The 15,892-nt window shown below is 33.5% G+C and carries 11 protein-coding genes and 1 pseudogene; 1 reads left to right on the forward strand and 11 read right to left on the reverse strand.

Annotation, left to right across the window (positions count from 1 at the left end; genetic code table 11):
* Positions 1 to 169 precede the first annotated feature (169 nt).
* Complete coding sequence (locus ACX9TM_RS15065; RefSeq protein ID WP_001286475.1) at positions 170 to 1,387, reverse strand: aspartate aminotransferase family protein; 1,218 nt, start codon at positions 1,385 to 1,387, stop codon at positions 170 to 172.
* A gap of 301 nt (positions 1,388 to 1,688) precedes the next feature.
* Between ACX9TM_RS15065 and ACX9TM_RS15070 the strand changes: the two genes are divergently transcribed.
* Positions 1,689 to 3,068, forward strand: a complete 1,380-nt coding sequence (locus tag ACX9TM_RS15070; protein ID WP_001003610.1) for a catalase — start codon at positions 1,689 to 1,691, stop codon at positions 3,066 to 3,068.
* Between the two features lie 218 nt (positions 3,069 to 3,286).
* Here ACX9TM_RS15070 and colA read toward each other — a convergent pair.
* From colA to ACX9TM_RS15120, 10 genes and pseudogenes are all read right to left on the reverse strand, one after another.
* Positions 3,287 to 5,923: pseudogene (gene colA, locus ACX9TM_RS15075) on the reverse strand (collagenase ColA).
* 489 nt (positions 5,924 to 6,412) lie between these two features.
* Positions 6,413 to 6,925 (reverse strand): hypothetical protein, encoded by a 513-nt coding sequence (locus tag ACX9TM_RS15080; protein ID WP_000719375.1) that lies wholly within the window; start codon positions 6,923 to 6,925, stop codon positions 6,413 to 6,415.
* Between the two features lie 108 nt (positions 6,926 to 7,033).
* The gene (locus ACX9TM_RS15085; RefSeq protein ID WP_000517626.1) at positions 7,034 to 8,788 is read right to left on the reverse strand and encodes an adenine deaminase; all 1,755 of its coding nucleotides are present in this window, start codon (positions 8,786 to 8,788) and stop codon (positions 7,034 to 7,036) included.
* Between the two features lie 356 nt (positions 8,789 to 9,144).
* On the reverse strand, positions 9,145 to 10,311 hold the full coding sequence (locus ACX9TM_RS15090; RefSeq protein ID WP_000710640.1) for a serine hydrolase domain-containing protein: 1,167 nt from the start codon (positions 10,309 to 10,311) through the stop codon (positions 9,145 to 9,147).
* Between the two features lie 258 nt (positions 10,312 to 10,569).
* On the reverse strand, positions 10,570 to 11,076 hold the full coding sequence (locus ACX9TM_RS15095; protein WP_000843838.1) for a DUF3902 family protein: 507 nt from the start codon (positions 11,074 to 11,076) through the stop codon (positions 10,570 to 10,572).
* A gap of 183 nt (positions 11,077 to 11,259) precedes the next feature.
* Positions 11,260 to 12,000 (reverse strand): hypothetical protein, encoded by a 741-nt coding sequence (locus ACX9TM_RS15100; protein WP_000247497.1) that lies wholly within the window; start codon positions 11,998 to 12,000, stop codon positions 11,260 to 11,262.
* Between the two features lie 15 nt (positions 12,001 to 12,015).
* Positions 12,016 to 13,125 carry a DUF58 domain-containing protein gene (locus tag ACX9TM_RS15105; RefSeq protein ID WP_001075941.1) on the reverse strand — a complete coding sequence of 370 codons (1,110 nt, stop codon included), beginning with the start codon at positions 13,123 to 13,125 and terminating at the stop codon, positions 12,016 to 12,018.
* A complete protein-coding gene (locus ACX9TM_RS15110) occupies positions 13,122 to 14,054 on the reverse strand; it encodes an AAA family ATPase (RefSeq protein WP_000105657.1) in 933 nt (310 codons plus the stop codon). The genes ACX9TM_RS15105 and ACX9TM_RS15110 overlap by 4 nt, the downstream gene beginning before the upstream one ends.
* A 300-nt stretch (positions 14,055 to 14,354) precedes the next feature.
* Positions 14,355 to 15,602: a PoNi-like cognate immunity protein gene (locus ACX9TM_RS15115; protein WP_001205551.1), complete on the reverse strand. Its 1,248-nt coding sequence runs from the start codon at positions 15,600 to 15,602 to the stop codon at positions 14,355 to 14,357.
* A 28-nt stretch (positions 15,603 to 15,630) separates the two neighbouring features.
* The gene (locus ACX9TM_RS15120) at positions 15,631 to 15,837 is read right to left on the reverse strand and encodes a hypothetical protein (RefSeq protein ID WP_000063993.1); all 207 of its coding nucleotides are present in this window, start codon (positions 15,835 to 15,837) and stop codon (positions 15,631 to 15,633) included.
* Between the last annotated feature and the right edge of the window lie 55 nt (positions 15,838 to 15,892).

Genomic DNA, 15,892 nt, shown 5'->3' on the forward strand with positions numbered 1-15,892 from the left:
CTTACTTTCCCTTTTCTTCACCACTCAAATATAACGAAATTCCTTCTATTTTTCCGTTATCATATAAAAACGACTGTATTTTACAAAATTCAACTATAAAAAATGCACCCCAATTGTAAACTATCCCCAACAATTAGAGTGCACTTTATATAAAATATAGCTTTAATTTTTAAGCACTTACTACAGCAGCAACTTTATCTAAACAAATAATAAACTGATTCATAAATGCGTCAATTTCCTCTTTCGTAATAATATACGGCGGAAGTAATCGAATAATATTCCCTTTTGTTACATCGACTAACATTCCTTTATTCATTAGCTCAACCTGTAATTTCTTCACATTTTCATTCGTATCATTCAGACTAATTCCAAACATCATGCCAGCATGACGCACTTCCTGTATATAATAAGAATTTTCTTTCTGAATGTCTTGCAGTTTGCCATTCAAATATAGTGACGTTTCATAAGCTTCTTGCATTAACCCATCATCAAGTAATGTATTTAATACCGTTAAACCTAAAGCTGTTCCCATTGATGAATGAGCAAACGTTGTCCCGTGATCTCCTGGTGAAAATACATCACATAACTTTTCACCTACAATAATCCCTCCTAGCGGTATCCCGCCTCCTGCTCCTTTACCAATTTGAATAATGTCCGGTGTGATATTAAAATTTTGATAAGCAAATAGTTTTCCCGTTCGACCCATACCACTTTGAACTTCATCAACGACAAGAAGTACATTATATTTTTCACATAAATTTTGAACACCATGCAAATATTTACTTGATAAAGGATAAATTCCCCCACTGCCTAAAACAGGCTCTAGCATAATCGCAATTGGTTTTTCTTTAATAATGGTCTCCTCTAATTGGTCTATATTCTCACGCTCTACTTCGTATACAGGAATAGATGTTTTAGGGAAATTTTGATATACCTTTTCTTGTCTCGTAAAATGTAGTGCCCCTAACGTCCTCCCGTGAAAACTATCTTTTAACACAACTACTCCGTCACGCTCTTCATTCGCAATAGATCTATATTTATCAATTAATTTTAATGTCGTTTCTGTCGCTTCCGTACCAGAGTTTGTAAAAAAGACTTTTCCGCTTTTTAAAGTACACTCTACTAATTTCTTTGCATACTCAATTGCAACTGGGTTTAAGAAATGAAACGGTAAATGCAACGATTTCACAACTTGCTCCATTGTCGTTTGTACAATTTTAGGATGATTGTATCCTAGTACATTTACTCCTACGCCAGAAAATAAATCTAAATACTCTTTACCATCTACATCATATAGTTTACATCCTTCTCCTCTTTCCATTGCAACCTCTGTCCGACAATATGTAGACATCATATATTCTTTATCTAATTGAAACCAATCCGACATGTTAAATTCCTCCTAGTTATTTTTCCTTTTTTAACGTTTATTCTCTATATAATCGTTTATAAATTAAGTTTTAAGATTGAAATTTTAATAGTGGTTTTCTTCCACATTTTTTATTAAAACGTGTGCTTTCTCTTCCCGATATTCATTTTTCCATAATTTCTTCTATTTCAACAGGTCCACTACATATGTGTTTTTTTCATCTAGCGGTATGTTACTGCTTTGAACTTTGTATGTCATACATAATCGAGACTATAAAATCATATTTAGTAACAATCGACGAAAAAATTTGGAGGCTATATCGATGAATGAAAAATATGATAAACATAGGAAAGAATTATTAGAAGAAGACTTTAATAAACATCGAGAACTTACTGAACCAGCTAAATTTCACTCTCAAACAGTTGGTTCACGTGGACCTGTACTAGAGCAAGATAGTGTACTGCATGAGTCATTACAACAATTTATTCATGAAAAAATTTTAGAAAGACCTGTTCATGTAAAAGGATTTGGTGCGTTCGGTTATTTTCAAACGATATATTCGATGTCTGAACATACTAAATTAAGTTTTTTACAAAATTCTAATGAGAAAGTTCCTGTTATGGTTCGATTTTCGTTAGCTGTTAGTACGAAAGGAACACCGGATACTGCTAGAAATGTACGCGGTTTTTCCACAAAATTTTATTCAAAAGAAGGCATTTTTGACCTTTTATGTAATCACATTCCTGTTTTTTCTGTCCGTGATCCAATGCGTTTCCCTGAAACGATTCAAGCATTATTGCCTTCACCTAAAAATAACTTAATAGACCCTAATAGATTTTGGAGTTTTGTCGCTAAAGCACCTGAATCTATTCATTTTGTTGTCCGTTTATACTCTAATAATGGTACGGCCAAAAGTCTTCGCCACATTCCAGGACATAGTGTTAATACATATGTATGGAGAAATGCGGAAGGTAATCGAAAGTATGTAAAGTATCATTGGTACCCGTTTGAAGGTGTACAGTACATTACTAGTAAAGAAGCAATTAAACTAGCTGCCGAAAATCCTGATTATAGCGGGAAAGATTTATATGATGCAATTGAAAATGGTAAACCAGTGGAGTATGGTTTATACGTCCAGCTCATGGATCCGAAAGATGAAGCGCATCTTTCTTATGATCCTTTAGATGACACAAAAGTATGGGATGAACAGACGTATCCTCTCATACCAGTCGGGAAAATGGTATTAAATAAAAATCCTGAAAATTTTATGGAACAAGTAGAAAAGGTCGCATTCTCTCCTTCTAATTTACTGGATGGTGCAGAACTATCAGATGATAAAATGCTGCAAGGGCGCGCTAACATTTACAGTGATTCACAAAGAAGAAGAATTGGTCCAGAATTTCGCAAATTAACGATTAACCAGCAGCAAGATTGGACACCTGCTAATCAAATTACAACCGGTGAAGGAAGGTACGTTGAAGGTAAACTTGAAAGAACTTCTATAATGAAACAGGATGACTTTACGCAGGCTGGTGAATTTTATACGAAGTTACAGCCAATAGAAAAAGAACATCTCGCTGAAAACTTAGCTAGTGATTTGAAAGTTATATCCGATGATATTAGGGAGATCGTTTTGGGGTATTTCAATCAAGTATCAACTGATTTGAAAACAAGCATTGAGACAAAAATGAAAGAGCATTAAGAAGATTAAAACATGCTTTACGAATGAGAATTCAAATCTATATTAATTATTTTCTTGTCAAAATCCAATGAGGTTATTTAATTTGAAAATATAAAGCCAACATATCCCTGTTCTATAATTAGAACAGGGATATGTTGGCTTAGTTTAATGTTTAACATTACATACTTTATTTCGCTAAAAAATGCGATAAGTAGCCTTTCAAAACAAACTATAGTAAACTATTTTACTTGTACCGTATAATTCCCTGTTCCACCACCATACTTATATACACTTAAGTAATATTTCCCTGGCTTTGCATTATAATTTCCAAGCAATTTGTTTCCATCACGTTTTGTTGCATAAGCTACATAATTATTTAAATCTGATTCAGAATATAATACCCAGTTCAGTCCAAGATTTTGTTCGTTCGTAACAGAAATTTGTAAATCTTTTTGATCCTTTACATCAATAACAAATTTATCCCCCTGATCTTGATCGCTCAAGGTTCCTCTTAACAAAATATTCAAAGATAGTGGGTTTGCTGTTTCAAATGAATTATTTGGTTCTTTTTATACAGCCGTACCTTCTTCCGTATTCACTCCGCTAAACACAACATCATATTCAAATTGCCCAGCATTATTTACACGGTAATTTACAAAATAAGCAGTCAATGTTTTATATCCAGTCCACTCTTTTCCTGAAAGACGTTTCAACATATCATTTGTTGCTTCATTCATCACTTTCCAGTCCTCAACTTCTCCTTTAGCCACACTTCCTGTATATGTTCCCTGTAGTGTAAATGTATTAAAGAATTGTGATTTATTCTTTGTTACTTTCACATCTTTTAATTTCGCTTCATTCGTAATATCTGAAGTAACGTCCGAAAGCGATTTTGGATCATGTTGAGTTAAATATTCATCTGATACTTGTGGAATCGTATACTTATCGCGATTATCAATAAGCATTTGCATATAAGATTGATATTCTTCATTTAACTTATTATCTTTGCTTAATGTAGCACGGTATGCATCGTAACTTGAAACATCATTTGCGCGAATTAAATCATGTACTTTATCGAACATTTCTGGGCGCTTATTATACATATATGATTGCAGCGCAAACGAATAATTATAAAAATCCCACGTTCCATATTTCGCATTTAACGTTTGTGATGCTGTATAACGTTTTGCAGGATCATTAGATAACCCGCCAATTATACTTTTTCGCGGTACTACACTATCTAATCGAGTTGCACCTGCAAAGAACTCTGCATTCCCTTCTTCAAACCATGTTAAACGTTCATTTTGATACATTTCCCCTTGGCCCCATAATCCCTGAACTTCGTACCTTCCCTGTAAGTAGTGCGTAAATTCATGGCGGAACAATTCTTCCAGACTATAAATACTTTGCTCTGGTGTACGTTCATATGTAAAGAAAGTTCCTGTCCCTTCAATATAAATCCCACCATTATTCGTTTCATATCCGTACAGTTGACGATTAAATTGATACTCATCTGGGCTATTATAAATAACCATCGTTAACACATCATCAGCATGTCCACTTTCAAGTGGTTTATCGCTACCAACTGTACGATAAAATTGAGAACGCACCTCTTTTGCCGCCCAGTATAGACGTTTAATTTTCTCTTCGCTAACTTTATCCCCAGCTTTAAAGACAATTGCTCCATCATCAAACGTATACGTTTTCGGTAAATATTTCTTTTTACCTTCTTCTCGAATTTGATCTAAATTTACAGTTTTTCCATTCGCATCTATTCCTCCATAATTTGTAGTAATTTGTTCTGCCGCAACAAAGTATTGCTCTCCTAAATATGGGTAAATTCGCATTGCATCTGTAACAACTTGTTGTCCTTTTGTCGGCGTGCTATGAAGCTTGCCCAATCGACCAGCATAATAAATTCCATTATTAATTAACCATCCGTTTTTATTTGTTACTGTACCAAGTAGTGCAAAACGATTTACTTCATTAATAAAGTTATCGATATTCCGAAACCACATCGTATCTTTTGGCTCTTTTCCAGTCGTGTACATATCCGTCTGAATATCAAAGTCAATTCCCTTCATCAACTCATATATAGCGTCTCCTTTTGTTCGGTCTTCAATGAAAGTTGCAAGATTATCGTTATATTGTTTAAAAATTTCACCTGCATATAAAACCGTTTCAACATCTGCTGATGCATTTCCAATTAATTTTCCATATGATGCAATTATTTTATTTTGTTCTGATGTACCAAGTTTGAAATTTGGATTTTTTGCAATTGTTTTTAAAGCTGGTAAACACTTATCATGGTAGCTACGCTCATTTAGTTTGCTTAATTCATCATGGTAAAAACCTAAATAAAATGCTGCACGTAGAGCTTCTACTAATGTTTCAATCCCTTTTGAATCATCTTTCGTATAAGCTTGTCCTTGTTCTGCTAGTTTATTAATAATTGCTTGCATTCGGCTATCATCTTGATAGAATTTAAGACTATCACTATTAAACTGAAATAATTCCGGAATTTGATACCATTTAATTGTCACAAGAAGATCAGTTAATTGTTTATTATTTAATTGATTTAACTCAGCCATTGAATACTTTTTTTCTTCAGCTAACGATTTAATATTATCAGTTGGTGCTAGTGGACGCTGTGATAAATCCGCTAATTTTAACCGTTTTGTAAAAGATGCATTTTCTTGTACTTTTGAAGGGTGCGCCAATTCATCAACAGATTTCTGTATTCCTACCGGCTCCATTTGTAATACGTTCTTCACATTTTGCTCTTTTGTCTCTGCTTGAATTTGCAAACCATTACATGTTATTGTCACTAATCCAACACCAAGAATCCACTTAGAAATTTTCGAATATTTAACCATCCCATTGCCCCCTAATAACTTAAAAGAAAATTCAGAATTTTAAATTCAAAAAAACCACTTATTTGTATGTATTTACAGTTCCGCTATAAATACAACTATGATTAATAATGCAATAGTAGCTTGTTTTATACTATTACGAGTACAGATTCCTTACATACAATCTCCCTTCCTTACATGTAATACAAGCAAAAACCGTGCCAATCATATTTCTTATGAATAGCCAACATTCTTTTATAAATACTGTAGAATAAAATATACATAGGTGGTTCGGTAATGTATAAATCATTTGACACAAAATCTAATGTTTATGAAGAACAAATTCATTGAATATTATAAGTTCATTAGCCAGTAAATAATCCCCAATTATTAAATCTCTCAAAAAAAGGTAAACAAACATATTCCATAAAGCTAATATGTTCGTTTACCTTTTTCTATTTCACATCAACAGCAAAATATCGTTGAATAAAAACAGTATGAATAAGTATTTTGTTATTCATTTCTCTTTTTCATATAATCTTTTTCACATTGCAACAGCTTGAATTTCACTTTTTTCCCTTTCTTCTTTTTCGTTTTTATAACGAGCCATTCCCCTTTTTCAACGTCTAGTTTTAGGCGTTTCATTACATTGATATTATCTTTTTCTTTATAAAGTAAAAATGCTTCTTGTGCCCTCACAAATAAGCTGGGCTGTTCGCTAAATCCACCACTATCATAAATTTTAGTTAGCGAATTATAATAAGAATCATTTTCCTTTCCACCATACATCAAATGAGCAGCCTCCAGATTTCTTTTACTTACTTCCCAAAAACTATGTTCATCAATATTTAAATTAAATGTGGATTTAATGTCCTGTATTATATTCTTCACATGCTTTTCATCTCTAACTTTTCTTTCTTCGAGACAATCCGAAGATAATTCTGGTGCATCTGATTGGGAATGTACAACGTGTTGTATCGATACACACAGAATAAATACGCTTAAAATGTAAAATATTTTTTTCATATTTACATATCACCTCAAATGATTTAGATACTATATCATTTGAGGCTTACAATATTCTTATGCTAATAATGAGAAAGATCCTATAAAATTTTTATAGGATCTTTCCTTTTAATATTGCTTTATCAAATTCACGGGCGGGGCAACTACCTTACTACTTTTCACATCATATAATCCTATAGGTGTTACTCGTATAAAAGGCAAGTGCGTCGCAGAAAAGAATAAAATTGTAAATGCTGGATCATCATGCGCGTAGCCACGCTCTTGTAGTAATTTCACCATCTGTTTCTCTTCCTGTATTAATTCTCTCATTTTTAAATTAGACATAATCCCGAGCAATGGTAATGCTATTTCGTGTAACACTTCATTGTTTTCTGCTACGACCATTCCACCACCGAGCTCTTTTACTCTACGAAAAGCTGTGAGCATATCTTCTTTTCTTTTTCCGATAAGAATGATGTCACCTGTACCAGAATAAGAGCTAGCAAGCCCACCTAGTTCTTTCGCAAAACCTTTCACAGCTATATTCACTTGCCAACTGCCATCACGAGCAATCATCATAAAGAAACATTCATCATGATCTGTGGACAATTCATCACAGTCTATATTAATTTCACTAGTGTATGGTTTTGTAATAACGTTGTTTAATAAGTGTATCCCCGTTTTATTAGAGAAAATCATATCCTCTTTTTCTATTGACCAATCTAATAATAATGGAGTTACTTTATGTTTACTCCAGTCTATATGTAATGCTTCATGTGTATTTACACCGTCACGCTTCACCCATTTCCCCTTTGCAAGGACACTGATTGGTACTGGGTTTTCTTTACTTTCTAAAATATTGATATTAGCAATTCTACCTGTCGCAATCGAACCATGTACATGTTCCATATTATAATAGCGAGCAATATTATAACTTGCCATATCGTATGCATCTATTACTGGCACTCCTTGTTTTATCGCGGTAGAAATCATAACGTTTGTCATTCCATTCTCATAAAACGAAGGATGTGAGCCGTCTGTTGTAAAAAAGAATCTATCAAACTGCTTTACGCCTAGTTCCAACAATTCTTTCAGTAAAACTTCTAAATCTGGGCGGATTGAAGAATTTCTTAGGGAAACAGTGTAACCTTGCATAAGACGAGTGAAAACTTCCTGCCCTGTCATCGCTTCATGATCACAATCTGTACCTAACAGTTTTAACTTCGCTAAAGTCGTTTCAGATGCACCCGGAAAATGTCCTTCTACTTTCTTTTGCAATCGCTTCGTTTCCTGCACCCAAGTTAACATTTCATCATCGCCATGTAATAGTTTTGGCCATGCTGTTAGCTCGCCGCCTTGAAGAACCGCTTCATGCTGCAGCCACTCTATTATTTCTTCACGATTAAACAAAGATTCTCCGTTTTGCAATTCAGTCTGTCCATCAAAACGGCACCACCAATACATACTTGCTGGAATCTTATTGAATTCATCTAATAAACGAAATGCTTCTTCACGCTTTAATGTGAAAAATAAAGTTAAATTATCATTAATAAAAGTTGTTGTCCCAAACTGCATCGCATGATTCGCTAGCGTCTCTGGGTTATACAACTGATACGGATGTGCATGTGGTTCTATGTAACCGGGTACGACATACTTTCCTTCGCAATCAACAACTTCACACTCCGTTAATTGCTCTGGCAGCTGCTCCCCTACGTATACAATTCGATCATTATATATCCAAATATTCGCTGTCATCCACTCGCGCATATAAGAATTTAAATATGTTGCATTCTTTAATAATATGTGTGTGCTTCTCTTACCATCTAGTACTTCAACATGTTCTCGTAATTGTTTATTACTCCATTTATAATGATTTTTCCCCATTGTATTCAACTCCAAATCAACTCATAATTATTTTGATTAAAACGAGTAATATTTAACTAACTAAAGTATTTTCCATTCATAACTCCCCAATTGGTGCCCCTATACCCTTCATTATATGTAAAAATTTAAAAAATAACAATTTTCAGAACTATATACATACCTCTTTTATCCAAAATAAAAAGAATGTCATGTAACTGACATCCTTTTTTATTTTGTCGTAAGCATTAAGATTGATTTTCACTTTGGAATACACTTGATGTCATATCATAAATGCAACTACTGTCCATAGTTGCGAACTTAAAAAAGCACCTCTTTTAAATACAACTATAACAAAATTCTATTCATTTTCTTTTCATCTATTTATTAAATTCAATTTGCATCATTTTATTTAACTGTGGAACAATATCGACCCCACCTATTGAGTTAAGACTGATAGCTAATGTATGTTTGCCTCCAATTACTCCCCCAGCAAAAGTTGCAAATCCAGGAATTCCTCCTCCATGCCCCCAAACTGAAACACCGTTTGGAAGTTTAGTCTCATAGATTCCAAGACCGTATGCGTCACCAACCCCTTTGCCTTCTATAGGAACTGTAGTAAGCATTTCTTTTAGCTCGCGTTCCTTCAGTAACTTACCACCAAGTAAAGATGAAAAGAACTTATTTAAGTCATCCGCATTAGAAATCATATCTCCAGCTGCATTAGCTAAACTCGGATTATAATACGTAATATCTTTGAACTCGCCTGTCCCTTCCATTTTCACATATCCACGAGCATGATTCTTTCCTGGGATGACGGGTGAATTTCCTGGTAAAAACGTATTTGATAGATCCAAAGGTTCAATAATTCGCTTTTCGATTTCTTCCGCATAACTATTTCCAGTTATTTTTTCAATAAGCATTCCTAGTATTACGTATCCTGTGTTTGAATACAACCAATCTTTACCCGGCGAGAAATCTGGAGGCAGCGAAAGGCCTATTTTCACTATTTCTTCTGCTGTATACGTTTTTTTCGAATTCATTATGTCCGCGTCTTTTGACTTTAAGTATTCAGCGATACCACTCGTATGATTCAAAAGTTGTCGTATCGTAATTTGATTACCATCATACCCATTTCCTTGCACGAGACCCGGTAGCCACTTTTCAATTGGATCGTCAAGTTGTAAGCGATTTTCTCCTACTAATTGAAGCACAGTCGTCGCAGTAAACGTCTTCGTCACACTACCAATCCGAAAGCGATAATCCGAATTCACCGGTTTCTTTGTACTTAAGTCCGCCACGCCAGCAGTAAAACTACTAGTTTTTCCGTTGTTAGACGCCTTAGCTAATATTCCTACAGCACCAAGCTGTACTGTTTCCTGCATTACTTGTTTCCAGCCATTACGATTCTTTTGATCATGTACTTGTGACGAACTAGAAATATTTTGAGTTGACTCTGCAGTCACAGTAAAACCAGGTGTGAATAGAACAGTACCCGCTAATAAAACTGCAAAACTTGCTAACTTAATTGAATTACATTTTTTCATAAGGCTTTCTCTCCTCCATTAATATCGGATTGATTCAAGCTATACTTTCATCCTATATGATAAATCTCTCTTTTTTCTTATCCATTCCTTACGAAATACTTACGTTTAAATTTAAATACGGTAAACTGAGGAAGAGTTATGCATGCAAATAAAAAGAGAACATGTTTTCATTTTTTATGTAAACATGTTCTCTTAAACATTTAAAATTCTATATCAACTTTTCATCCTATTCTTTACACAACTAATTTATATTCCTTTTTACCAGCCCGCACTAGCATTCATACCATTTCCAATAATAGAAAGTAATAGCGGCCATAATACTGGTCCTAGTGTAAGAAATATATTTAGAAGTATGAGCATTCTATATCCAACGGTGAAATTGTGATTTTTACGATTAACAAATACTAAACTGATTAATGATATTATAGTTGTTAAAAATAATACTAACATTAGCAACCAATACCACACCATTAAACTAAGACTCCACGGTGTTAATAGCTCATGTATGATACAAAATGAGATTCCTAATACAGCAAAACTAAAACTAGTCACCGATGTTTTTATAAGCCATTTATTTATTTTTTTATCGTATGTATTTTTACAATATAAATCTATTAAAGTATATAAAGATAAATATGCCATTAATACACCTATCCAAGACAATAACCAGTCTCCGTCTCCTTTGAATAATACGTACAGTAACCAACACATACCTACTGCTGAAAAAACAAAGGAAATAAGTATGCTTTTTAATACCGATTTCATTACATTTTCACACCCTTAAAAAATCAAAAATTAATTATAATTTATAAAAATTAAGTATAGGTTAACATGTAATGAAGTATAAGTAAATAAAGTTAATTTTGTTTACCTATTTGAAGACGGTTTCATATAAGAAAATAATTCATGTTAATCAAATTTCCGTATAAAAATAGAAAAGGTGGATATTTATGTATCCACCTTCCCGTCTCCCTCTACCCACTTCATTATTTCTTCCACATCTAAATCCGTATACGTCTTTTCACCATAACGAACAGACTCATATAACGAGATAATATCCCTTGTTCTACAAATTCTTTTTAACCATTGTTGTATCGTTTCATAGGACCTTCTCTGTTCATGAAATGGTAATGTTCTTTCCCATTCAACTAACGTTTTTCTTATCTTATCTGTCGGTAACGGCCGTTCTAACTGATGAATGACTTTTTCATTCTTTATGCTTCTTACCGCAGTTTGCTTTGTGATTGATTCTTTCTCCTGTACTATTTCTGTTCTCATCAATTTGTTCCTAATATACTTGTAGATGGCATATATAATTAATATTGCGATTATCACATAAAAAACTATAGTAATCCATACATTTGAAAGAACAGAAAGCACGTCACTCCATAGACTTTCTCTTTCGAAAGGTTGAAATTTTTTACCCGTTTTCGTTCTTATACCCGTATCTTTTACTTCTTCATATTCATCTTCATCTATTTTGGAATCATCAAAATTTTCACCTATACTAGTAAAGTCATAATTTCTTTCCGATATTGTCTTAGTCTTACTGAAAAAACGCTCTTTTACTATGTCTTGTACATACACAATACCTTGTGATAACGTTATCGCACTAATCGCAAAGAAAAGTATGATTAAAGTTCTCACACTCCATAACTTCACTTTCATATGTCGCTTTTTATTCACCATGACATAAGCCCCTTCTTATTCTTTCATTACAATCCATTTATTCGTTCTACTGTATTTCTTTGGTGAAGTACCAATAATTAAAGGAACCGCATCCAGTTCCTTTCGACGAAAGCCTGCTGTGTAAAAGTAAGAAGAAGATATAGGCGTATCTTGGTCTGATATCGAGGCAAGTACCCTTAATACATTTTGCAAATGTTTCCGATTATCCCCATTTTTTATATGTAGCAAACCGTTATCTTTTACACTATTGATCCATACTTCAAACGAACAGTTTTGCATAAGAAGTTGTTTGCATATACCTGCTGTTAATTCAATTAGTTCCTCTATATCATTTCGCAAAGAAACACCACTTTTATTTTGCAAGTTGAGATAAATCGCGTATTTATCACATTGTGTTCGCTCATACTTTTTCGCAATTATCGTCCCTGTTTTCGCTGTTGCACTCCAGTGGATGGAACGAAAATCTTCATTTTCATAAGACTTTACTCCCATTACTTTCGTTTCATCATATAAGGGTGAAGACATCGCTTTTCGAAATCCTCGTGACCATTCTTGTAATTCAGGAACTTGTATTTTCGGAACAGCTGGTAAGACTAAATAAGAGGGCGTATCAACTTGTTTATATGTTATATGGTTCGTTATAAATCCAAAGAGATCAGTAATAACAATTTCAACTTCTTCCCATTTCGCGATGCCTCTTTTTAACGCTACAGCTTGCAAATCAAATGAAACTGACTCCCTTCCTTTTAAATTAAAATTCATATAATAATTTGAACCTGTACTATGATTTTTGTTTATTTCATCATGATTCCAAGTTAGCTTATTTTCACATTTAAATCGAAATACGATATTAAGAATAGGAAATATCGACTTGTTTGAAATTTTCATTTTGCACATATTCGTTTCACCTATAAAAACATTCGAATTCCCTTGACTGTATTCCCATTCAACACGAGATACTTTACGTATATATACATGCATAGCACCTATTAAAATTACATATAAAAATACGAGAGATAAAAACAGTAGATTACTTGAAAATACACTTAAAATAACGGCTACAACTGACATAACCCCCATTACGAAAGGCTCCGCTAAAGGTGTATACACAAGCTGTTGATTCATCGTACATTCTCCACTGGCACACTAATCGTATGAAGAATTTCTTTCATAATTTGTTCTTTCGTCGTTTTCATCTCTCCCTCAATTGTTAACGTTAAACGATGAGCACAAACGGATGCAGCCAGCGTCTTAATATCATCTGGCGTACAGTAATCTCTTTCATTTAATATTGCCCGTGCTTGAATTGCTCTCATAAATGCCAACGTTCCCCGAGGGCTTACACCAATTTCAATTAACTCATGGTTACGAGTTGCTTCAATAATTTCAAGGAGATAATCTTGCACATCATTCCCTACTAACACTTCTCTTGCACGCTTTTGCATCGCAATAATTTCTTCACTTGAAATAATAGAATGTAACGTTTCTAATGGATCATTCATTTGAAGCCGATTCATCATTTCCTTTTCAGCTTCTCTCGTAGGATAACCTTGGCGTATTGTGAGTAAAAACCGGTCTAACTGAGCATCTGGTAAAGGAAATGTGCCCGCTGATTCGAGTGGATTTTGCGTTGCTATAACTAAAAAAGGGTCTGGTAATGAATGTGTCTGTTTCGCAATTGTAACAGTACGCTCTTCCATAACCTCAAGTAACGAAGATTGTGTTCTCGGTACAGCTCGATTAATTTCATCCACTAATACGATATTTGCAAAAATGGGTCCTAACCTCGTTTTAAAATCCGATTCCTTCACATCAAAATATTCAAGGCCAATAACATCTCCAGGCAAAGTATCCGCTGTAAATTGTATTCTTTGAAATTTAGCGTCCACACTTTTAGCCAAACTTTTCGCTAATGTTGTTTTTCCTGTCCCAGGTACATCCTCTAATAAAATGTGTCCTCTTGCTATTAGAGCAATGGCTGCTAGTTCTATCGATTCGTCTTTTCCTATAATAACCTTCGAAATATTATTAGTAATTTTCTTTAATGTACTCATATAGTATCTACCACCTTTTAATTATCTAAAAATTAAGAATATACTTTTTCCAAATTATAACATGTAATTCGAAGATGAAATAGAGTGAAAATGAATCTTTTATTTTTTCTTCATTGCACGCAAAAAAGCACCTATTGTCGTATATTGACAATGAGGTGCTTAACTCAATCCAACAGCCTTCTTTCCCTCTAATTTTTAGTAACAATACATCCTTTTTACTCCCACGCATACATTGTTTTCAATTAACTAGTAAAATGCATTCTAATATTACATATAATAAAAACCATTTCGATTTGTTCGTTATAGAACTTCCTGTACATCGACACTCTCAATCTTCACTTCATACATATTTGGGATGCTTGCTTCTTTTGGTACCCATGCATAATAATTTTGATCATTTTCTAATATAAATTGAACTAACTTTGTTTCTGAAACATTCCAGAAATTTTTAAGATTATCAATGTAGTCTTCTAAATCGTCTTTATAGTCCAGTTGTAATATATAATCTCTTACCGTCAGGGCAAACACAATTAAACTTCCTAATAGATTTTTTTGCTCATTTTCTTCTTCATACTCTTGTGGTAAGAACCACACTTGACCTATTCCTATTGTTTTTTTGTATTTTTCATAAAAACTACTATCATCCATATTCTCATAATCATGTATTAATTCATTGACCAATGAATGCCATTTTGGCGGAATAATATTTTCCAATGCAGGATTATGTTCAATTCCTTCTACTATATCCTCTATTTCTTCTGTCTCATCTTCATAGTGATATTCACTTAGGTCTATATGCTTGAATTTCATTTCATTTTTATAATGTGCCAAATCATATGGATAATGATTATTATCTTTTAAACTTGTATCATCAAGTCCGAGTATCTTTACTATTGCAGCTGTCTCAAAGCTCCAATACCCCACATATCCAGGTTCTTTATGTGCATTTTTCCATTCATAATCATAATGGCCTCTAAACCATTCTTTCTCCATATACGTTTGTAATCTTTTAGACGCTTCTTTTTTATCTGTTTGTGCAAGTTCTATAATCTCTCTCGTTTTTGCATATGGATTTTCTTTAAAATAAACATTCGTCATTTTTGTGTATCCGATATCACTAGCGCATAAGAGGAAATCGATTACTGCGTCGTTCATATTTTCCTTCTCAACTAGCTTGGCTAAACTTACAAGATTCTTTTTATCTGTTTCTAATAAAATCCCTAGAGATATCATCCAAATTAGATTTAAATATCCAACTTCATTTTCCCCTATATGCCTCAAATCAATAAGAGCTTTGTCAAAATCTCCTTCTATTGTATGGATAGCTTCTCCTAGGGAATATTTTGCGTTAATATCCTCTAACTCATAATTAAAATTTAATAGATACCTTCCTTCTATAAGACTTTTATTATCTTTAGCCTTTCTTTGAATACCATTCCTTTCATCTTCTTCAAAACTTTTAATCTCCTCTCTATTTTCCTCAATAAACTCTTTATTATATTCTATTCCTTCTCTACATTTTTCTTCTATACATAAAGGATCTCTCATACTATTCAATTCCTCCTAGTTCCTTAAATTATGGCCATTCTCCAATTATGTCTCCCTTTGCATCTATTCTAAATGTTTTCACATTTCCACTACTATCAACCTTTGATAACACTCTCTCAACTTCCTGATCTTGTAATGCTTTCGTAATCTTTGATGCTAATTTTGCATCTCCATCAACTGCCTTCAATATTCTACTTTTTCGGGTCTTCGCACCATTCAACCAATCATTTGACATTTGTCTTCCATCTTTAGTTTTACTTAGTTTAGCACCACCACATAATCAATTTGAA

This window comes from Bacillus sp. LH1 (assembly GCF_057924895.1).